The sequence below is a fragment of the Micromonospora noduli genome, from assembly GCF_003264475.1.
Lineage (GTDB): Bacteria > Actinomycetota > Actinomycetes > Mycobacteriales > Micromonosporaceae > Micromonospora > Micromonospora noduli.
Map to the genome: position 1 here is coordinate 19,926 of NZ_PYAC01000040.1, position 19,162 is coordinate 39,087.

Sequence of the window (19,162 nt, forward strand, 5' to 3'; positions counted from 1 at the left end):
CGGTGACCCACCACCCTCCACATCCGACATGTCGCCCAACGGGTCCGCGTCTCGCGGGCCCGTTGGCGTTGTTCGGGCTCGGCCCGCGCGCTGGCCCCCGCACCGGATCTTCCGCGAGATCGGCCGCCATCTGTACCACGTGCTGGTGGCTGGGGCTGCCTCGACTAGGTCAGACTCGATACGCTGCGTCTGACATGGACCGACCCGGCGGGTCGGGGACGGGGGAGGAATCGCATGGGGAGCATCCCGCCGCCGAGCATCGGCGATCTGCAAGTCAGCGTCGAGGACCTGGACGCCGCCGCCACGTACGTCGAGCGGCTCAGGCAGTACATCGACGACACCATCAAGTACGAGATGGAACGCATCAAGACGCGGATGAAGGGCGACAGCAACAACGCCCAGACCGTCCCGAACGGCACTCCGTTCGGCGCGTACGAGGACGCCGTCATGCAGTGGCGGGCCCTGGAGGCGTCAACGGTGAACATGGAAGCGCACCTCACCACGCTCTCCCAGAAGCTCGCCGCGCTCAAGGAGGGCACCGAGGAGATCGCCAAGGCGTTCCGCGACACCGAGGCGCGCAACGGCGCCAACGGCAAGGAGATCGAGCGGCTGCTGGAGTCGGCGGCGCCGCCGCCCACTGCCAGCGGTGCACCCACCTACCCGTACACGGCCTGAGGGGGACGTCATGGCTGGAGGAACCTGGGAGCGGTGCGTCCGTGAGGTGACGCTCTCCGCGGACCCGGAAACGGTCGGATCGGTCGGAGCGGGCTGGAGCAACCTCTCCAGCGGCCTGCAACAACTGCGGGACGCGCTCGTCGGTCGTTCGTTCGTCGGCCCGATCGCGACGGGCCAGGAACGCCCGCACGTCGGCGGTCTGCCCGGGATGCTCGCCGGTTGGAAGGGCGGCGGTGGTGACGCGTACCGCGAGCACCTGAGCAAGATCGGCAAGCAGATCGAGGATCTGATCACCGACGCGACGAACGTCAGTGGCGCGTTGACGCGGATCGAGGGCGACATCCGCAAGTCGGTCTCCACGATCCCGATTCCGTTGATGGACGACTTCGGCTTCAACGAGTGGAGCCTGCCCAACGGCACCGAGCTCGACGATGCCCGCGACGGCGAGAGCTCGTCGGGGTTCCTCGCCGCGCTGCGCAAGGACTACCAGAGCAACCCCGGCTCGTACGCCGACGGCGCGTTTCGTGACAAGGCCGACGACCTGGAAGCGACGATGAAGGTCGACGGTCAGGCCGGTGACCAGAAGCGGGGCGGCTGGTGGGACACCGGAGCCCACCTGGACAACTGGTACCGGGACAATCAGAACGCGGCGAACACCGCGATGGCGCCGCTGCCCCAGGCGGTCTACACCGAGCGTCCGAAGCTCACCGTGAACAGGCCGGAAAGTGGAATCGTCGAGGATGACCTCCGTCGCGACCCCCGGGTCCCCCCGTCGGGGCGGCCCGACATCGGCAGTGGCGAAATCGGCGGGAAGCCCGACATCGGTGGTGGCCCCACGATAGGCAGCAGGCCGCCGGGCATCGGTGACACGGGCGGTCCGACGTCCACCGTCGACCCGTTCTCCCCGACCAAGCCCGGTGGGCTCGGCGATGGCTCGCCCACCGGCGGCACGGGTCAGCTCACGTCACCGTCGACGGGCTCCAGCTTGCCGGGCTACACCGACGGCGACGCCGGCTACAGCAGCGGTCTGGCTGGCGCCACCCCTGGCGGGGTCGGCGGACTGGGTGGCGGCATCGGCGGCGGCGGGGTCGGCAGCGCCGGTCTTGGTGGCGCCGGCGGCGGTTTCGGAGGCGGTGCCGGCGTCGGCTCGGCCGGCGGGATCGGCGGCGGTGCCGGCGGTGGCCTCGGCGGCGGTGCCGGGATCGGCGTGGGCGGCATCCCCGGCATGGTGGGTGGCGGCAACGGAAAACTGCCGCCGATGACGAGCGCGGCGAACGCGTTGCGCACGGCCCAGGCCGCCGGCGGCGCCGGGATGGCGGGCGGCGCGCGTGGTGCGGGCGTCGGCGGTGCCGGAATGATGGGCGGCGGCATGATGGGCGGCGCGGGCGGCGCCGGGCACGGTGGCGGCACCGGCTCCGAGCACTCGTCGTGGTTGACTGAGGATGACGATCCGTGGGGCCCTGGTGACGGGGCGTCCCCGGGTGTCCTTCGATGAGGATGGACGGATGAGGGTGAACGTCGGAAGCCTCCGGCCAGTGACCGCCTGCCTGCTGGCGGGGCTCCTGGTGGTGGGGGCCGCTCAGCCGGCGGCAGCCGCGCCCCGACGGGCCGAGCAGTGGTATCTGGACGAACTCCGGATCGATCAGGCGCACAAGATCTCGACCGGGCGAGGCGTGGTCGTGGCCGTGATCGACACTGGTGTCGAGGCCGGCCATCCGGACCTGCGCGGTCAGGTGCTCGCCGGTGGTCGCAGCTACGGTGCCTCCGGAGATGGTCGAGCCGATGAGGACGGGCATGGCACACACATGGCCGGCATCATCGCGGCCAAGGGCAGCAGCGACGGTGTGACTGGCATCGCCCCTGGTGTGAAGATCCTTCCCATCAAGTTGCGCAAGGAGGACGGGGTCTACAAGAGCGCCGGGATGGCTCGGGGCATCCGGATGGCCGTCGACGGCGGCGCCAAGGTGATCAACATTTCCATCGGTGGCGCGGGCCTCGCCAACCCCGTGGAAGAGAGCGCAATCAAGTACGCCCTGGACCATGACGTCGTCGTGGTGGCCTCCGCGGGCAACACCGCCAGCGGCCGCACCGCCGTGGGCAGCCCCGCCAACGCCCCGGGCGTGATCGCGGTGACCGGGACGACCAGGGGCGGCGCGTTCTGGTCCGGCTCGGTCCAGGGGCCGGAGGCGGTGGTCGCCGCTCCCGGCGACGGCATCTACAACGTCGCCAACGAGGGGGGCTACGGCTGGGGCGACGGGACCTCCGACTCCAGCGCGATCGTCTCCGGTCTCGCCGCGCTGATCCGGTCGAAATATCCGGATCTCAGCGCTCCCAACGTGATCAACCGGATCATCCGGACCGCGCGGGACGCCGGTGTGTCCGGGCGGGATCCGCAGTACGGCTTCGGGGTGATCGACCCGACCAAGGCGCTGACCGCGAACGTGCCGCCGGTCACCGCCAACCCGCTGCTCGACCCGGCCGCCGCAGCGACCGACCCGGGCCCGGCCCGTGCCGGAGGTGCGGACGAGGAGTTCGACGTCACCCAGCACGGCGACCGCGGTGGTCCGACCGACCAGCAGGTCATGGTGGTCGGCATCGGCATCGCAGTGGTGCTGGTCCTGCTGCTGGGTCTGGTGGTCTTCCTCATCTGGAACCGCCGTCGGTACCGGCGGGAGGCGGCCCGGGCCGCCGACATCCCGGACGAGGTGCTCGACCGGGCGGCCCAGGGCGCCTACTCGCCGCCTGACGCGGGTTACGCCCCACCGCCGGGCTACCCGCCCCCACCCGGCCAGGCGCCTCCTGCCGGGTATGCCCCGCCTTCCGGCTACGCCCCTCCATCGGGTTACGCCCCTCCCTCGGACTACACCCCGCCCTCCGGCTACGGCCCGCCGCCGGGCGGGGCACCGCCCGCGCCGCCGAGGGAGCGGTAACCGGTCCCGATCATCTGGCCGGCTGGTGACCTCCGCGTCGCCAGCCGGCCATTGGCTTTCCGCGCCGGGTGGCCGTGACCCTGGCGACCGTTTTGTGCCCGTCTGCCGGGAGGTTCGGCCGCCCCGGCTGCGTACCGTCACGAGCCCTGCGCCAGGATGGGCGGACACGCAGGTACACCCGAGGAGCCCACGATCGCCAGAAAGCCTCAACCCGAGGGCGGCCAGGCACCGGTCGTCCAGCGCGTCCGCATCCGGTACGCCAAGCGCGGCCCGCTGCGATTCACCTCGCACCGGGACTTCGCCCGGGCGTTCGAGCGCGCGCTGCGCCGGGCCGCTGTGCCGGTCGCCTTCTCCCAGGGTTTCCACCCGCACCCGAAGATCTCCTACGCCAGCGCCGCGCCGACCGGGGTGGCGAGTGAGGCGGAGTACCTGGAAATCGCCCTTCAGGCGGCCGTCGACCCGGAGGCGTTGCGCGCCGCGTTGGACGCCGCGCTCTCGCCGGGGCTGGACGTCCTGGACGCCGTGATCGCCGAAGGGGGCAACCTGCCGGACCGGATCGAGGCGTCGCACTGGCACATCGAGTTGCCTGAGGTCGACACGGCGGTGCTGCGCGCCGCGGTGGACGCGTTCGTCGCGGCCGAGGAGGTGCTGGTCGAGCGGATGACCAAGCAGGGTCGACGTACTTTCGACGCCCGGGCCGCCGTGATATCGATCGATGTCCAACTGCCTACGCCGACGCCTTCCGGGGCGCCGGCCGTACCGTGTGCGATACTCGAACTGGTCGTGCGGCAGGTCACCCCGTCCGTACGGCCCGATGACGTCCTTTCCGGCCTCCGCGTGGTGGCCGACCTGGAGCCGCCGGTTTCGCCGAGGGTGACACGGCTGGCTCAGGGCACGTTGACCGCGCAGGGTGCGATCGTGGATCCGTTGGATGCGGACCGCGACGGGGCAGCCATCGTTGGGCACTGACCGACGGTCGGTGTTCTGGCAGGCAGACTTCGGCGGTCGCGCACCACGCGCGCCCGGCGGAAACACTTTTGCGGCGACCCTGCGTGGCAGCGCTCACCCGCGCCCGGGCTAGCCAGAACTGGAGAACGTCCATGCTCGAGAACGAGCCCGAGGGCGGCGAACGGACCGGTTCACAGCCGGCCGGTGATACCGCCGACCAGAGCACCACGGCCGACGGCGCCGCCGTCGAGACCTCCACCACGGCCGTCGGTTCGGCCTCGGTGGAACCGGCCGGCGCGGAGAGCGCTCCCGCTGAGGCAGCCGAACCGGCCGCGCCGGTGCGGCGTACCCGGACGACCCGTCGTCGGGCCGCTCCGCTCAACCAGCCGGAACAGACCGACGCCCCGATCGAGGCGCCCACCGGTGGCGCCGGCCACGTCGAGTCGCCGCAGGCGGAGGTCTTTGCCCCGGTCTCCGGCGACCTGGACGTCGCACCGAAGACCCCCCGGCGTCGCCGCAAGGCCACCCCCGTCGAGAAGACCGCTGAGGAGCCGCTGGTCGCCGCCTCCGCGGAGGAGGCCTCGGCCGAGGTGGTGCCACCGGTCAAGGTGACCCGTACCCGGCGCAAGAAGGCCACACCGGCGGCCGTCGAGGAGCCGCCCGCCACCGAGCAGCCGGCCGCCGTCGACGAGTCGCCCGCGGTCGAGGAGCCGGTCGTCGAGGAGCCGGACCTCACCGAGGAGCCGGCGGAGTCCGACCTGCGCGAGGCCGAGGCCGAGTTGAGCGACTCCCCGGCTCTGCCGGGCACGTCCGCCGCCGATCTGGCCTGGAGCAGTGGCGCGCAGGACCGCTCCGGCGAGGTGCCACCGGGTGTGGCCGTCTCCGGTGTGACAGCTGAGCCGGCAGAGATCGAGCCGGAGCAGCCGCGTACCCGTCGTCGACGTGCCGCGCTCTCCGCGCCCACCGTGCTGTTCATGGCACCCCAGCCGGACGCCGTTCCGGTGACCCGACCGGTGGAGCCCGCCGCGGCGACCGAGGAGCCGGCCGTCGAGGAGGCCGCCGAGCCGTCCCGCCGCCGTCGGCGTGGTCGCCGCGAGGTCGAGCCGGTGGAGCCGATCGAGGCGATCGAGGCCGAAGAGGAGCCGACCGAGGAGGCCGACGAGGCCGCCGAGGCGGATGAGGACGACGAGGACAGCGCCGCCGCGCGCCGCCGCCGCCGGCGTGGTCGCCGCGGCCGGGGCCGGGGCAAGGGCGGGGCCGACGACGCCGAGGACGAGGAGTCCGAGGAAGCGGCGCAGGCCGACGAGGAAGAGACCGCCGAGGCAGAGGCCGAGGCCGACGAGGACGAGGAGTCCGAGGGCGGGGACGGTCTGACCCGTCGTCGTCGCCGCCGTCGCCGTCGCGGCGCCGGTGACACCGAGGGTGCGGCGGACGACGGCGTGCCGACCGTGGTGAAGATCCGCGAGCCGCGCCGGACCGTCGACGAGGTGCAGGGTGTGTCCGGCTCGACCCGGCTGGAGGCCAAGCGCCAGCGCCGCCGGGACGGTCGGGAGCAGCGCCGTACCCGCCCGCCGATCCTCAGCGAGTCGGAGTTCCTGGCGCGCCGGGAGGCCGTCGACCGGGTGATGGCGGTCCGCCAGCGCGGTGACCGCACCCAGATCGCCGTCCTGGAGGACGGCGTGCTGGTCGAGCACTACGTCACCCGCAACTCCTCGGGAACAATGGCCGGCAACGTGTACCTCGGCAAGGTGCAGAACGTGCTGCCGAGCATGGAGGCCGCGTTCGTCGACGTCGGTCGGGGCCGCAACGCGGTGCTGTACGCCGGTGAGGTCAACTGGGACACCTCCGGGCTGGAGGGGCGGGCCCGCTCGATCGAGCAGGCGCTGCGCTCCGGCGACTCGGTGCTGGTCCAGGTCACCAAGGACCCGATCGGGCACAAGGGCGCACGGCTGACCAGCCACATCGCGCTCTCGGGCCGGCACCTGGTCTACGTACCCAACGGCAACGCCTCCGGGATCAGCCGCAAGCTGCCGGACAACGAGCGCAAGCGGCTGCGGGACGTGCTCAAGAAGCTCGTCCCGGACGGTGCCGGCGTGATCGTCCGGACGGCCGCCGAGGGCGCCACCGAGGACGAGCTGGCCCGCGACGTCAAGCGGCTCCAGGCGCAGTGGGAGGACATCCAGGCCAAGGCCGCCGAGGGTGGCGCTCCGGTGCTGCTCTACGGGGAGCCCGACCTGGTCATCCGGGTGGTCCGGGACCTGTTCAACGAGGACTTCCGCGAGCTGGTGATCGAGGGTGAGCAGTCGTACGACATGGTCGAGTCGTACCTGTCGCACGTCTCCCCGGACCTGGTCGACCGGGTGCGCCGGCACGTCGGCACGAGCGACGTCTTCGCCGAGTACCGGATCGACGAGCAGATCATCAAGGGCCTGGACCGCAAGGTCTTCCTGCCCTCCGGCGGCTCGCTGGTGATCGACCGCACCGAGGCGATGACGGTCGTCGACGTCAACACCGGCAAGTACACCGGCTCCGGGGGCAACCTGGAGGAGACCGTCACCCGCAACAACCTGGAGGCGGCGGAGGAGATCGTCCGTCAGCTCCGGCTGCGGGACATCGGCGGCATCGTGGTGATCGACTTCATCGACATGGTGCTGGAGTCGAACCGTGAGCTGGTGCTGCGCCGCCTCACCGAGTGCCTGGGCCGGGACCGCACCAAGCACCAGGTCACCGAGATCACGTCGCTCGGCCTGGTGCAGATGACCCGTAAGCGCATCGGCGCGGGCCTGTTGGAGGCGTTCAGCGAGACCTGCGAGTGCTGCAAGGGCCGGGGCGTCATCATCCACACCGAGCCGGTGCCGGAGAAGCCGCGTCCCGCCGGTGCGGGGGAGAAGGTCAAGGCGGTCGCCTCGGCGGTGGCTCCCGCTCCGGCGGCCGAGCAGGCTGCCACCTCGCCCCGTCGCCGGGCGCGCAAGAACGCCCCGGCCGTGGCCGAGCGGACCGCGGTCGAGGTCGTCGACACCGACACCACGGCCGAGCCGGACGCCGACTACCAGGACACCATGGGCTACGACCTGTCCCGCTACGAGTCGGACACCGCCGCCGCACCGGCGATCTCCGACGCTCAGCAGGGCGAGTCGGCGCGGCTGGCCGCGGCGGACGACCCGGACGCGCTCGCTGACGGTGAGGGCGACGAGGAGACCACCGAGGGTGGTGGCGGCCGTCGCCGGTCGCGTCGCGGTGGCGCCCGTCGACGGACCCGCCCCTGAGCGCCTGACCGGCCACGTGTTTGACGAGGTCCCTCTCCCGGCAAAGTGACGGGGGAGGGACCTCGCCGTTGCGGCCACCCGGCCCTCGATCGGCCGTCCCAGGTCAGGAGAAGAAGATGCGCCGTCTGCTCGCCGTCACCGTGCTGCTCACCATGCTCTCCGGCGCGACCGGCTGCTCCACCGGTGGGACGGCCGAGGGCGCTGGCTCGGCGGCCGCTGGCACCCCTCCCGGCCCGACCGGCATGCCGGCCAGCGGTGGTGTGGCGGGCGGCAACGCCACCCAGGTCTGCGCCGCGGCGCAGGAGGCAAGCACCACTGCCGTCCGGACGTACGTGGCTGAGCTGGGCCAGATGCTCGCGGCGGTGGGCGCCGGGGACAGCCGCACGGCCGAGGCCGCCCGGGGACGGGCCGAGGCGGCGCTGGCGAACTGGCGGACCGTGCTGCGGGAGCAGTCCGAGCGGACCGACGATCCGCAGCTCAAGACGCTGCTCACCGACCTCGGCGCCGAGGTTTCCGCGCTCGGTGCCGACGTCGGGTCGATCGACGAGACCGAACTCGACCGCCTTCAGCAGCGCCTCGACCAGCTCTGCGCGCGCTGACCAGGGCGGGCCGGTTTGGGGTCCGGGCCAGCGATGGCGTACTCTTGCCTGCGGCCCACCTTTGGTGTGCCGAGTTCCCGTGTGCCCGCGCCGCCGTGCACTGCTACCCGGCGAGCCGCTGCGGGAACGACCGCCAGCAGCCTCAACGACAGGGAGTCCGCCTCCGATGTACGCGATCGTCAAGACCGGCGGCAAGCAGTACAAGGTCGCCGAGGGCGACGTGATCGAGGTCGAGAAGCTCACCGGTGCCCCCGGTGACGCGGTGAAGCTCACCGCGGTGCTCCTCGTCGACGGTGACGACCTGGTGACCGACGCGGCGAAGCTTGCCGAGGTCGCGGTGTCCGGCGAAATCGCCGCGCACACCAAGGGCCCGAAGATCCGGATCCACAAGTTCAAGAACAAGACTGGCTACCACAAGCGCCAGGGTCACCGCCAGCCGTTGACCCAGGTCAAGGTGACCGGCATCTCCAGCGGGAAGTAGGTCGTCCTCCAATGGCTCACAAAAAGGGTGCGTCCAGCTCGCGTAACGGTCGTGACTCCGCGGCCCAGCGACTCGGCGTGAAGCGCTTCGGTGGTCAGGTCGTCAGCGCCGGTGAGATCATCATCCGGCAGCGTGGCACCAAGTTCCACCCCGGTGACCTGGTCGGCCGTGGCGGCGACGACACGCTGTTCGCGCTGTCCGCCGGCTCGGTCCTGTTCGGCACCAAGCGCGGTCGCAAGACCGTCAGCATCGTTCCGCAGCAGTAGTTCTCGGGCTAAGCGGGCCGCGGACCTCCGGGTCCCGGCCCGCTTAGCCTTTTTCGCGCGAAGTGCGAGGTCGAGCCTCGCTGGAAGGATTGACGCCGTGGCAACGTTCGTTGACCGGGTCGTTCTGCATCTGCAGGCCGGCGATGGCGGGCACGGTTGTGCCTCGATCCACCGCGAGAAGTTCAAGCCCTTCGGCGGGCCCGACGGCGGCAACGGTGGGCACGGGGGCAGCGTGTCCCTGGTGGTCGACCCGCAGGTGACCACGCTGCTCGACTTCCACTTCCACCCGCACGTCAAGGCCGACAACGGCAAGGGTGGCGCCGGCTCGAACCGGGACGGGGCCAACGGCCACAACCTGGTGCTCAAGGTGCCCAACGGCACAGTGGTGCAGACCTCCGACGGCACCGTGCTGGCCGACATGGTCGGCGCCGGCACGACCTTCGAGGTCGCCCGCGGCGGGCGCGGCGGGCGGGGCAACGCCTCGCTGGCCAACGCCAAGCGCAAGGCGCCCGGCTTCGCCGAGCTGGGGGAGCCCGGCGACCAACTGGACATCGTGCTGGAGCTGAAGAGCGTCGCCGATGTGGGCCTGGTGGGCTTCCCGTCCGCCGGCAAGTCGTCGCTGATCTCGGTGATCTCCGCCGCGAAGCCGAAGATCGCCGACTACCCGTTCACCACCCTGGTGCCCAACCTCGGCGTGGTCCGGATGGACAACCACACCTTCACCGTCGCGGACGTGCCGGGCCTGATCCCCGGCGCGGCCACCGGTAAGGGCCTGGGCCTGGAGTTCCTGCGGCACATCGAGCGCTGCGCCGTGCTGGTGCACGTCATCGACTCGGCGACCCTGGAGCCCGGCCGTGACCCGGTGGCCGACATCGACGCCATCGAGGCCGAGCTGAGCCAGTACGGCGGCCTGACCGACCGCCCGCGGCTGGTCGCCATCAACAAGATCGACGTGCCGGACGGCCGCGACCTCGCCGAGATCGTGCGCCCCGACCTGGAGGAGCGCGGTTACCAGGTGTTCGAGGTCTCCGCGGCCACCCGGGAAGGGCTCAAGGAGCTGACCTACGCGATGGCCGAGCTGGTCGACGCAGAGCGTAAGGCCGCTCCGCCCGCCGAGCCGACCCGGATCGTGATCCGCCCGATCGCCGTGGACGACGACGGTTTCACCATCACGGCCGAGGCGGACGGCTCGTTCACGGTGCGCGGTGTGCGGCCGGAACGCTGGGTCAAGCAGACCAACTTCGACAACGACGAGGCGGTCGGCTACCTGGCTGACCGGCTGGCCCGGCTCGGGGTGGAGGACAAGCTGGCCAAGGCCGGCGCCCAGCCCGGTGACCTGGTCCGGATCGGCGCGCGCGAGTTCGACTGGCAGCCGACGCTCTTCGCCGGTGTGGACTTCGTACCCGGCAACCGGGGCACCGACGTCCGCCTGGAGGAGAAGTCGAACCGGGCCTCCGCCGCGGATCGGCTCGCCGCCCGGAAGGCTCGCCGGGTGCGCTCGGCCGACGATTTGGGCGCGGACGCGTCCGACGACGACATCGACGACGAGGACGACGCCGAGTAGTCCGTTGCGGTCCGTGGTGGGGTTGATTTCCGGAAACCTCCCCGAAATCCACGCGTCCTAGCGTGGGGTGATGCTGATCGAGTCCCGGCCTGCCACCGATCCGGAGATCGCCGCCCTGGTCATCGCGCAGCAGCGTGAGCTGCGCGAGGCCGATGGGGGGTTGGACGGGCAGGTCTTCGTCCCCCACGACGACGTCCGCTACCTGGCGGTGGTGGTGAACGGTCGGGCGGTCGCCTGCGGCGGACTCCAGGCGCTCGATGCCGAGACCGGCGAGGTCAAGCGGATGTACGTCCGGCCCGCGTACCGGGGGCGGGGGATCGGTCGCCAGTTGCTCGCCGCGCTGGAGGAGTGCGCGTTCCGGCAGGGGCACTCGGTCGTCTGCCTGGAGACGGGCACCTACCTGCCGGCCGCTGTCGCCCTGTACACCGCGTGTGGCTACCAGCGGATCCCGGTCTACGGCGAGTACGTGGGCAACCCGTACAGCGTCTGTTTCGCCAAGCGGTTGCCGGTCGCGGCCTGACGGCCGCGTCGCCGCTGCCGCGTCCCCGTTTCAGGCGCCGGTGCTGGCGTGCTCGACGGTCACCGGCTTCGACTCCGGCGAGGCGTGCTGGCGCAGCACGATGCTCAGCAGGATCAGCGCGCCGACCGCGAGAAACTCGCTCTGCCAGTTCTGCATGGACTGGAACCAGAATTCGCTGGTGCCGAGGAACTCCCACACCCCGATCGGCGGCGCCCCGCTCTGGAGCGCCTGCTCCTGGTTGTACGCGGCGGTGCCACCGAGCAGGTGACCGACGAACGAACCGGCGAAGATCAGCAGCAGCGCGAGGGAGAGGCTGTTCCGGTAGATCACCAGAGGCAGGCCGCCGACGCGCACCGGCCAGGGTGACTGCGGGGTCGCCCGGCGCTCGTCGTCCTCCGGTCGGTCGGTCTGGTCCATCGGCTTCGACTCGGCCGAGCCCCGCTGGACCAGGTACGCGGTGAGCAGCACGTACCCGCCCATCTGGAGGAACTCGGACTCCCAGTTCTCGAAGACCGACTCGGCGAAGTGCCCACTGGTCAGGTACGCCGGCCAGCTCAGCGGCGCGGCCCCGAACTCGGTCAGCTCCTCATTGTGGGTCTGCCACCCGAAGACGCTCTGCAACACCAGAAAGACCAGGAACGCCCCCAGCATGGCGACGGCCAGGGCGTTGTCACGTAGCCAACGAGGCATGGTCGTACCTCCTTCGCCGGTCGATTTACCCCTGCGGGCGTGACCGCGAAACCACAAAAGTCCAGTTCACTGCCGGTCGGCGGGGCTGTCCAGGCGTCCGCCGGTGCCGGCCTGGTTCGACAGCAGCAGCCCGAGCGCGAGCATCCCGAAGCCGAGCGCGAGGTGCAGCCAGTTGTCGGCGTCGTTGACCGGCAGGATGTTCGCCCCGGCCTCCGGGTTGACCGCCTCGATCGCCAGGCCGTACAGCCAGAGAGCAAGGTAGGTCGCGCCACCGGCGGCCAGGAAGACGCGGGCACCGGCGACGCTGCGGGCCAGCACCAGGCCGGCCAACCCGAAGAGCAGGTGCACCGCGTTGTGCAGGATCGACACCTGGAACAGCCCGAGCAGGTTGGCGTCCGAGTGGTGCCCGGCGAACCGCAGCTCGCCGTACTCGGTGGTGATGCCGGGGATGAAGCCGAGGACGCCGATCAACAGGAAGACCCCGGCCACTACCAGTGCGGCCAGCTGGACCCGGGGTCGTGGGCCGGCCGCTCGGCCGCCTCGTGCGTCTCGTGCCATCGCTGCCCCCTCCGTGGATCTACCGGCCTCGCGAACCTCACTGTCCGCAGCGGCGACGTGACGCAGCCCGACGATCCTCCATTTTGAAGACCAACCGGTGGGCCGCGCAGATAAATGCACGAAGAGGTATGGAAGCCAGAACGCAGGGTAGGTGAATGGTCAGCGGCGGCGGCAACGCGTCGCATCCCCCCAGCACAACCGCTACGACTTTCTGAGCGGAAGGGAAATCATGACTTACGATCTTTCACCCACGTCTTCCACGTACGGGCAGCAGTCGACCAACGGCGGTGGCGTCCGCGACCAGGCGCGCCAGGTCGGGTCGGAGGCCGCGCAGGCTGGTGGTGCGGTCGCCCAGACCGCCAAGGAGCAGGGCACCGAGGTCGGCCGTGAGGCGGCCCGGCAGGCCCGCAACCTGTACGGCGAGGCCCGCAGCCAGCTCGCCAGCCAGACCGGTGAGCAGCAGCGTCGGGCCGCCGGTGGGCTGCGTTCGCTGGCCGACGAGATGCGCTCGATGGCCGAGCAGGGTGGCCAGGCCGGCCCGGTGACCGAGCTGGCCCGCCAGGCCGCCGACCGGGTGCAGGGCGTCGCCGGTTGGCTTGAGCAGCGCGAGCCCGGCGACCTGATCACCGAGGTACGCGACTACGCGCGGCGTAACCCGGGCACCTTCCTGGTCGGCGCGGCGGTGCTCGGTGTGCTGGCCGGCCGGTTGACCCGTGGCATCTCGGCCGCCGGCGACGAGTCGGGCAACGGTTCCTCGACCTTCCGGGGTTCCGGGGCGTACGACCCGGAGCAGACCGCAGTGATCCCGACGCAGCCGCCGGCGGCCCGCGCGGTGCCGGACGCCGTTCCGCCGGGTGGCTACCTCGACCCGACCCCCGGTACGCACACCCCGCCGACGTCCGGTGGCTACACCGACCAGACGCCTGGTACCTACGCCGACCCGGCGCCCGGCGGCTCCGTCGAGCCGGGCCAGGGCGACTACCCGGAGCACTCCGGCACCGGCCAGCCTCTGCCGCCGGTGACCCAGACCGACCCGCTGCCGGGCGTGCCGTCCAGCGGCAGCCCTCGCCCGTGAGCCGCCGAGTCATCCGAAGGGAGGCGACGGCATGAGCATGCCGACGCAGGGGTCCGGACTGGACTCCGGTTACCACCCCGACGCGGGTGCCCCGCACACCGCGTCGGAGGTGAAGGGCAGCTCGCTGGGTGACCTGATGCGTCAGGTCACCACGGATCTGTCGACGCTGATGCGTCAGGAGGTTGAGCTGGCCAAGGCCGAGATCCGCCAGGAGGGCAAGAAGGCCGGTAAGGCCGCGGGCCTCTTCGGCGGTGCCGGCTTCGGCGGCTACATGGTGGCCCTCTTCGTGTCCATCGCCATCTGGCAGTTCCTGGACAACGTCATGGACTCCGGCCTGGCCGCGCTGATCGTGGCCGTGATCTGGGCCGTGGTCGCCGCGGTCCTCTACTCGAAGGCCAAGAAGAACGCCCAGCACGTACGCGGGCTCAAGCAGACCAACGACAGCGTGCAGCGGATCCCCGACGCGCTCAAGCCGCACCCGGAGGGAGTCACCCGATGAGCACCGATCCCGATCAGATCCGCCGGGAGATCGAAGCCACCCGTAACAGTCTCAGCTCCGATGTGGATGCGCTGGCGTACAAGGTCAGCCCGAGCCGCATCGTCGACGACCGTAAGCAGCGGGCCCGTTCCGCTCTGCAGAATGTGAGGGACAAGGTCATGGGAACCGCGTCTGACCTCGGCCACGGCACCGGCCAGGCCGCCCACTCGGTGGGTGACCGCGCCTCGTCGGCGGCCTCCAGCGTCAGCGACGCCGCGCACTCGGCGGCGACCACTGTCAGCGATGCCGCGCAGAGCGCGCCGCGGGTGATCCGGCAGAAGTCCCAGGGCAACCCTCTCGCCGCCGGCCTGATCGCGTTCGGGGTCGGCTGGCTGGCCTCGTCGCTGATCCCGGCCTCCCGCCGCGAGCAGCAGGCCGCCACCCAGGTGAAGGCCAAGGTCAGCGAGCACAGCGGGGCCGTGAAGGAGAAGCTGGGCGAGGTGGCCGGCGAGCTGCGCGAGCCGGCCCAGCAGGCCGCCGAGTCGGTGAAGTCCACCGCTCAGGACGCAGTGCACGCGGTCAAGGACGACACGAAGTCCGCCGCCCACCAGGTAAAGGACCACGCCACTCCCTGACCCCACCCCCAACCAGCGCGACAGCTCGCGGTCACCCTCTGGTGCCCGCGAGCTGTCGCGTTGGGGTCAGCGCGATCTTGCGGTACTCGGCTGGAGTTCTGTGGGCCTACCGGCGGTTTCGTCCCAACCGGAAGTGCAAGATCGCGGGGAGCCGTGGGTTGCGCGGGGCGGGGTTGGCGGCTCGGCGGATTCGGGTGTCGCCGTAGCGGACACCGCCCAGCAGGAGGCGTTGGGTGACCGCCAGCCAGCCGCACACACCGCGTTCCAGCAGCCAGAGTGGGGCCGCCAGTGCCGTGGCCGGCGGAAACACCCGGGTGCCGCCGGCGCGGCGGCGACCCGTCTCGGCCAGGGCGACGACCCCGGCCGCCGCGCCGAGCAGCAGCCTGGGGCGGCGCGACGCGACCGCCGCCGCCAGCGCCGGCAGTACCGCGAGCGCGATCAGCAGGCGAGCCGGCTGAGCCAGATCGTCGTACGCCTGTCGGACCCGTTGACCACGGAAATGCGCGGCTTCCGGAGGCAGCCGGCGGACGTACAGCCAGGCCGGGGCGGCCTCGGTGCCGCCGTACCCGCGCACCGTGCGGATCAGCTCCAGGTTCTCGAAGAGCACGTCCGGGTCGTACCCGCCCATGGCGAGGAAGGTGCTGCGCCGCACGGCAAGGGTGCCCGGGTAGTCCGCCCCGAGCGCCCGGTTGAGCAGCGTGCGGCCGGTGTCCCACCAGGCGTGCCAGGGCAGAGGGTCGAAGTAGTTCTGCGGTCGTACCACGTCGGCCCGGCCCAGCAGCCGGTGTACCGCGCTCAGCGCGGACTCGTCGTACCGGACGTCGTCGTCGGCGATCACCACGTGCTCGTGGCCGGCGGCGCGGACGCCGGTGTGTACGCCCAGCACCTTGCCGTTGAGCCCACGCTCACTCGGATCCGGTGGGAGGTGCCGGACCAGCCCCCGCCACGCCTCGGCGTGCCGGGCGAAGATGTCCGGAGGTGAGCCGTCGACCACGAGCACCTCCGCCCGGTGACCGAGCCAGCGCAGGTAGTCGGTCAGCTCGGCCAGGCCGCTGTCGGTGTGCCAGCGCAGCGGCAGCACGTACGTCATCGGTAGCCGGACCGGCGACGTGCCGGCGCCCTCGGGCGCGACCTCCCACCGGCGGGTGGCGTCTTCAGTAGGGCTGAACGAGGACATGGCAACTCCGTGGCGGACAGGGTCGCGGTCGGTGTTGAGCAGCATCTGCCCGCATTTCCGTCGATCAAACAGCGGGTCGTTTCGACTGCCGGACCCCGGGTAGCGCTGCCCTAAGAGCTGTCCATGCCCGGTTGTCCGGGTGGAGGAGATAGACGTGATGACCAACAACGGAACCAGGTGGGCGCTTCTCGGCGTCACCGCGGCGACGGCGGTCGGCGTGGGGCGGGCGGCGGCCCGCCGCCGGCATCGGCATCAGCCGGAGCGACAGGACGGTTGGTACGTGGTGCGTCGCGGGGTGACAGTGGACCGGTCCCGGGACGAGGTGATCGGCTTCTGGACCGACCGCGAACGGCTGGACCGCGCGCTGGCCGGGTGGGCCACGTTGCAGCAGCTCGACGAGCGGCGTTGGCGGTGCGTGGCCCGCGACCGGGCCGGCGGTGAGACGCAGTGGCAGGCCGAAATCACCGTCGAGGGGACGGGCACCCTGATGTGGCGGGTCGAGGACGGGCCGACGCCGCAGCTGGGACGGATCGAGCTGACCGAAGCACCCCAGGGCCACGGCACGGAGATCCGGGCCGAGCTGCGCTACCGCTCCGGTCCGGTGCGTCGGTTGGCTGGCCTGGTCAGCGGCGACGAGCCGGACCTGGCGCTGCGGGACGCGCTGCGGCGGGTGAAGGCGCTGATCGAGTGTGGCCAGGTGGTGGACACCCGGGAAGACCCGTCCGGCCGGAGCCCCGCCCAGGAGAAGGCGACCGACAAGGTGCGGGAGAAGCTGATGACGGGAGGACGGGCGTGAGGGCGCTCTGCTGGGAAGGCGTCGGCAAGCTGGCCGTCCGGGACGTGCCGGAGCCCCAGATCCGCGCCGAGGGGGACATCATCGTCCGGGTCCGGGCCAGCAGCGTCTGCGGCTCCGACCTGCACCTGATCAACGGGTACCTGCCGGCGATGCGGGAGGGGGACATCCTCGGCCACGAGTTCATGGGCGAGGTGGTGGAGACCGGGCCCGGCGTACGGCGGCACCGGGTCGGCGACCGGGTGGTGGTGGGGTCGGTGGTCGCCTGCGGTGGCTGTTGGTACTGCCGGACCGAGCAGTACTCGCTCTGCGACAACTCCAATCCGCAACCGGTGTTCACCGAGAAGCTGTGGGGGCACTCGCCGGCCGGCATCCTGGGCTACTCGCACGCCGCCGGCGGCTACTCGGGATCACACGCCGAGTACATCAGGGTGCCGTTCGGCGACATCGGCGCCTTCGCCGTACCCGACGGGGTGCCGGACGACTCGGTGGTGTTCGCCTCCGACGCGATGCCCACCGGGTGGATGGCGGCGGACTTCTGCGGGCTCACCGGTGGCGAGGTGGTGGCCGTCTGGGGTGCTGGGGGCGTTGGTCAGATGGCGGCCCGTTCGGCGCAACTCCTGGGCGCCGAGCGGGTCATCATGATCGACCGATTCCCGGATCGGCTCAGGACCGCCACCGAACGGATCGGGGTCGAGACGATCAACTACGCGGAGACCGACGTGCTGGAGGCGCTGCGTGAGCTGACCGCCGGGCGCGGGCCGGACGCCTGCATCGAGGCCGTCGGAATGGAGTCGCACGACGTCGGACCGACCTACGCGTACGACCGGGTGAAGCAGGCGGCGCGGTTGCAGACCGACCGCCCGACCTCGGTCCGCCAGGCGATCATGGCGTGCCGCAAGGGCGGCACGGTGAGCATCGTCGGTGTGTACGCCGGCCTGGTCGACAAGTTTCCGCTTGGCGCGGCCATGAACAAGGCCCTGGTGCTGCGGATGGGGCAGATGCACGCGCAGCGCTACATCCCGATGTTGCTTGACCGGCTCGCCGCCGGCGAGATCGACCCTGGTTATCTGGCCACCCACCCGCTCTCCCTGGAGCAGGGCGCCCAGGGGTACGAGCTGTTCGAGAAGAAGGAGGACGGCTGTCTGCGCAGCGTTCTGCATCCCTGACGGCTGGGCGTACCCGCCTCGCCGGTTGCGATCGGGCGGGGCGGGTCAGCCGGCGCGGCGGACGTTGATGATTGTCAGCCCGAGGGGCGGCAGCGCGGGCATCCGGTGCAGATCCAGGGCCAGGTTCTGAACGGGGACGTCGTAGCGCATGGTGGTGACGAGGTTGGTGACTGCCCGCTTCATCAGGTCGATGGTGATCCACTCGCCGGCGCAGCGGTGCCCGGCCCAGTGGTCGCCGCCCCCCTGCGGGATCAGTTCGAACGGGTCCACCCGGCGGCCGGCGAACCGCTCCGGGCGAAACAGCTCCGGTTGCGGCCAGAGCGTCGGGTGGTGGTTGGTGCCGTAGAGGTCGAGCAGCACCCGCCGGCCGCGCGGAAAGTGGTGGCCCTGCCAGTCGAAGGACCGCCGGACCCGGGCCGCCGCGATCGGAAAGAACGGGTAGTAGCGGCGTACTTCCTGGACGAAGTGCTCGGTGGCCTCGTCGTCGTCGCGGACGCGTTCCCGCCAGGCCGGATGGTCGTGCAGGGCGAGCGCGGCGAAGGTCATGTACTGGTCGACGGCGACCACCGGGCGCAGCACGTTGAGCAGCTCCACCGCCGCGATCCGCCGGGGGAGGAGGTTGCCGCGCACGTCCCGGTGTTCGGCGATCACGGCGAGGGCGGTGCCGGCCGGCGCCGGGGCGAAACCGACCCGGGTCCGTTCGATGAGGTCGGCGAGCCAGTGCTCGGCGCGGTACCGGGCCAGCCGTCCCCTCCAGTGCCGGGGTCCCAGCACGGCCGGAGCCTCGATCATGGCGTGCAGCTCGACGGAGCGGCGCTCGACCTGTGACGCGGGCAGCGGCACCCCGGCCCAGGCACAGACCACCCGGGTCAGCATTCGGCCCAGCTCGTCGTAGAGCGACACCGGTCCGGCGCCCTCCCAGGCCGCGACCCGGGCCCGCCACTCGTCGTCGAAGAGCTGGCCGAGCCGCTGGATCGCCGCCGGCGTCATGATCGACATGAACATGGCCTTGCGGTCGGAGTGCTCCGGCCCGTCCAGCCCCTGCACCCCGCCCCGCCCGGTCAGGGTTCGCTGCACCCGCAGCGGCATCGCTGTGGCGCGTTGGAAGCGGTCATTGTCGTAGAACAGCTCCGCCGCCGGCCGGCCGCGCAGGCAGATGGTCGGGGCGAGCAGGATCCGGGTCTTGAAGACGTCGCTGCCGTACCGCTCGCAGCGCTCGCCGATGAACCGGTAACCGGCGCGGAGCAGCGCGAGGGTGCTGTCCGGGCTGCGGTCGGCCGGCATGGTCGCCATCGGGTCTCCTCACGCGCAGGTGCGGCTGGTCGCCGTTTGCCGGTG

At 71.5% G+C, this 19,162-nt stretch carries 19 protein-coding genes; 15 read left to right on the plus strand and 4 right to left on the minus strand.

The genetic code is table 11. The annotated features are described in order from the left end of the window. The first annotated feature begins 234 nt into the window (after nucleotides 1-234). From MED15_RS27125 to MED15_RS27170, 10 genes are all read left to right on the plus strand, one after another. Nucleotides 235-675 carry a hypothetical protein gene (locus MED15_RS27125; protein ID WP_112586006.1) on the plus strand — a complete coding sequence of 147 codons (441 nt, stop codon included), beginning with the start codon at nucleotides 235-237 and terminating at the stop codon, nucleotides 673-675. A 10-nt stretch (nucleotides 676-685) separates the two neighbouring features. Then, nucleotides 686-2,170, plus strand: a complete 1,485-nt coding sequence (locus tag MED15_RS27130) for a WXG100 family type VII secretion target (RefSeq protein WP_112737294.1) — start codon at nucleotides 686-688, stop codon at nucleotides 2,168-2,170. Nucleotides 2,171-2,180: 10 nt separating this feature from the next. Beyond that, complete coding sequence (mycP, locus tag MED15_RS27135; RefSeq protein ID WP_112586002.1) at nucleotides 2,181-3,605, plus strand: type VII secretion-associated serine protease mycosin; 1,425 nt, start codon at nucleotides 2,181-2,183, stop codon at nucleotides 3,603-3,605. 156 nt (nucleotides 3,606-3,761) lie between these two features. Further along, a complete protein-coding gene (locus MED15_RS27140) occupies nucleotides 3,762-4,574 on the plus strand; it encodes a TIGR03936 family radical SAM-associated protein (protein WP_112586001.1) in 813 nt (270 codons plus the stop codon). 131 nt (nucleotides 4,575-4,705) lie between these two features. Next, nucleotides 4,706-7,819 carry an Rne/Rng family ribonuclease gene (locus MED15_RS27145; protein ID WP_112737296.1) on the plus strand — a complete coding sequence of 1,038 codons (3,114 nt, stop codon included), beginning with the start codon at nucleotides 4,706-4,708 and terminating at the stop codon, nucleotides 7,817-7,819. A 116-nt stretch (nucleotides 7,820-7,935) separates the two neighbouring features. Beyond that, nucleotides 7,936-8,418: a hypothetical protein gene (locus tag MED15_RS27150; protein WP_112585996.1), complete on the plus strand. Its 483-nt coding sequence runs from the start codon at nucleotides 7,936-7,938 to the stop codon at nucleotides 8,416-8,418. Between the two features lie 166 nt (nucleotides 8,419-8,584). Continuing rightward, nucleotides 8,585-8,899, plus strand: coding sequence for a 50S ribosomal protein L21 (rplU, locus tag MED15_RS27155; protein ID WP_007464063.1), 315 nt, complete (start codon nucleotides 8,585-8,587; stop codon nucleotides 8,897-8,899). A gap of 11 nt (nucleotides 8,900-8,910) precedes the next feature. After that, the gene (rpmA, locus tag MED15_RS27160) at nucleotides 8,911-9,165 is read left to right on the plus strand and encodes a 50S ribosomal protein L27 (RefSeq protein WP_030491740.1); all 255 of its coding nucleotides are present in this window, start codon (nucleotides 8,911-8,913) and stop codon (nucleotides 9,163-9,165) included. A gap of 97 nt (nucleotides 9,166-9,262) precedes the next feature. Continuing rightward, entirely contained in the window at nucleotides 9,263-10,729 is a 1,467-nt protein-coding gene (gene obgE, locus MED15_RS27165; RefSeq protein WP_112585995.1) for a GTPase ObgE, read from the plus strand. A 70-nt stretch (nucleotides 10,730-10,799) separates the two neighbouring features. Next, a complete protein-coding gene (locus tag MED15_RS27170; protein WP_112737327.1) occupies nucleotides 10,800-11,249 on the plus strand; it encodes a GNAT family N-acetyltransferase in 450 nt (149 codons plus the stop codon). Between the two features lie 30 nt (nucleotides 11,250-11,279). Here the strand turns inward: MED15_RS27170 and MED15_RS27175 are convergent, their stop codons facing one another. After that, nucleotides 11,280-11,939, minus strand: coding sequence for a DUF6766 family protein (locus MED15_RS27175; protein WP_112585992.1), 660 nt, complete (start codon nucleotides 11,937-11,939; stop codon nucleotides 11,280-11,282). 66 nt (nucleotides 11,940-12,005) lie between these two features. Next, nucleotides 12,006-12,497: a DUF4383 domain-containing protein gene (locus MED15_RS27180; RefSeq protein WP_112585990.1), complete on the minus strand. Its 492-nt coding sequence runs from the start codon at nucleotides 12,495-12,497 to the stop codon at nucleotides 12,006-12,008. 229 nt (nucleotides 12,498-12,726) lie between these two features. On the opposite strand from MED15_RS27180, the gene MED15_RS27185 reads away from it, so the two are divergent. From MED15_RS27185 to MED15_RS27195, 3 genes are read left to right on the plus strand one after another with little or no spacing between them, the layout of a single operon-like run. Then, nucleotides 12,727-13,572 (plus strand): hypothetical protein, encoded by an 846-nt coding sequence (locus MED15_RS27185; RefSeq protein ID WP_112737299.1) that lies wholly within the window; start codon nucleotides 12,727-12,729, stop codon nucleotides 13,570-13,572. Nucleotides 13,573-13,603: 31 nt separating this feature from the next. Continuing rightward, nucleotides 13,604-14,071, plus strand: a complete 468-nt coding sequence (locus MED15_RS27190) for a phage holin family protein (RefSeq protein WP_112585986.1) — start codon at nucleotides 13,604-13,606, stop codon at nucleotides 14,069-14,071. Next, nucleotides 14,068-14,685: a DUF3618 domain-containing protein gene (locus MED15_RS27195; protein WP_112585984.1), complete on the plus strand. Its 618-nt coding sequence runs from the start codon at nucleotides 14,068-14,070 to the stop codon at nucleotides 14,683-14,685. Before MED15_RS27190 ends, MED15_RS27195 begins: the two co-directional genes overlap by 4 nt. A gap of 106 nt (nucleotides 14,686-14,791) precedes the next feature. Here the strand turns inward: MED15_RS27195 and MED15_RS27200 are convergent, their stop codons facing one another. After that, nucleotides 14,792-15,862: a glycosyltransferase family 2 protein gene (locus tag MED15_RS27200; protein WP_112604359.1), complete on the minus strand. Its 1,071-nt coding sequence runs from the start codon at nucleotides 15,860-15,862 to the stop codon at nucleotides 14,792-14,794. Between the two features lie 157 nt (nucleotides 15,863-16,019). Here MED15_RS27200 and MED15_RS27205 point away from each other — a divergent pair, with 157 nt between their 5' ends. Together MED15_RS27205 and MED15_RS27210 are read left to right on the plus strand one after the other, a co-directional pair. Next, nucleotides 16,020-16,658 (plus strand): SRPBCC family protein, encoded by a 639-nt coding sequence (locus tag MED15_RS27205; RefSeq protein ID WP_112734290.1) that lies wholly within the window; start codon nucleotides 16,020-16,022, stop codon nucleotides 16,656-16,658. Beyond that, on the plus strand, nucleotides 16,655-17,824 hold the full coding sequence (locus MED15_RS27210) for a zinc-dependent alcohol dehydrogenase (RefSeq protein ID WP_112588322.1): 1,170 nt from the start codon (nucleotides 16,655-16,657) through the stop codon (nucleotides 17,822-17,824). Before MED15_RS27205 ends, MED15_RS27210 begins: the two co-directional genes overlap by 4 nt. A gap of 45 nt (nucleotides 17,825-17,869) precedes the next feature. Here the strand turns inward: MED15_RS27210 and MED15_RS27215 are convergent, their stop codons facing one another. After that, on the minus strand, nucleotides 17,870-19,117 hold the full coding sequence (locus MED15_RS27215) for a cytochrome P450 (RefSeq protein WP_112588320.1): 1,248 nt from the start codon (nucleotides 19,115-19,117) through the stop codon (nucleotides 17,870-17,872). Nucleotides 19,118-19,162 lie beyond the last annotated feature (45 nt).

Bases quoted from the DNA above. Each gene is read 5' to 3' on its own strand.
- MED15_RS27125 (WP_112586006.1), top strand. From the start codon at position 235: ATGGGGAGCATCCCGCCGCCGAGCATCGGCGATCTGCAAGTCAGCGTC.
- MED15_RS27130 (WP_112737294.1), top strand. From the start codon at position 686: ATGGCTGGAGGAACCTGGGAGCGGTGCGTCCGTGAGGTGACGCTCTCC.
- mycP (WP_112586002.1), top strand. From the start codon at position 2,181: ATGAGGGTGAACGTCGGAAGCCTCCGGCCAGTGACCGCCTGCCTGCTG.
- MED15_RS27140 (WP_112586001.1), top strand. From the start codon at position 3,762: ATGGGCGGACACGCAGGTACACCCGAGGAGCCCACGATCGCCAGAAAG.
- MED15_RS27145 (WP_112737296.1), top strand. From the start codon at position 4,706: ATGCTCGAGAACGAGCCCGAGGGCGGCGAACGGACCGGTTCACAGCCG.
- MED15_RS27150 (WP_112585996.1), top strand. From the start codon at position 7,936: ATGCGCCGTCTGCTCGCCGTCACCGTGCTGCTCACCATGCTCTCCGGC.
- rplU (WP_007464063.1), top strand. From the start codon at position 8,585: ATGTACGCGATCGTCAAGACCGGCGGCAAGCAGTACAAGGTCGCCGAG.
- rpmA (WP_030491740.1), top strand. From the start codon at position 8,911: ATGGCTCACAAAAAGGGTGCGTCCAGCTCGCGTAACGGTCGTGACTCC.
- MED15_RS27170 (WP_112737327.1), top strand. From the start codon at position 10,800: ATGCTGATCGAGTCCCGGCCTGCCACCGATCCGGAGATCGCCGCCCTG.
- MED15_RS27175 (WP_112585992.1), bottom strand. From the start codon at position 11,939: ATGCCTCGTTGGCTACGTGACAACGCCCTGGCCGTCGCCATGCTGGGG.
- MED15_RS27180 (WP_112585990.1), bottom strand. From the start codon at position 12,497: ATGGCACGAGACGCACGAGGCGGCCGAGCGGCCGGCCCACGACCCCGG.
- MED15_RS27185 (WP_112737299.1), top strand. From the start codon at position 12,727: ATGACTTACGATCTTTCACCCACGTCTTCCACGTACGGGCAGCAGTCG.
- MED15_RS27190 (WP_112585986.1), top strand. From the start codon at position 13,604: ATGAGCATGCCGACGCAGGGGTCCGGACTGGACTCCGGTTACCACCCC.
- MED15_RS27195 (WP_112585984.1), top strand. From the start codon at position 14,068: ATGAGCACCGATCCCGATCAGATCCGCCGGGAGATCGAAGCCACCCGT.
- MED15_RS27200 (WP_112604359.1), bottom strand. From the start codon at position 15,862: ATGTCCTCGTTCAGCCCTACTGAAGACGCCACCCGCCGGTGGGAGGTC.
- MED15_RS27205 (WP_112734290.1), top strand. From the start codon at position 16,020: ATGACCAACAACGGAACCAGGTGGGCGCTTCTCGGCGTCACCGCGGCG.
- MED15_RS27215 (WP_112588320.1), bottom strand. From the start codon at position 19,117: ATGGCGACCATGCCGGCCGACCGCAGCCCGGACAGCACCCTCGCGCTG.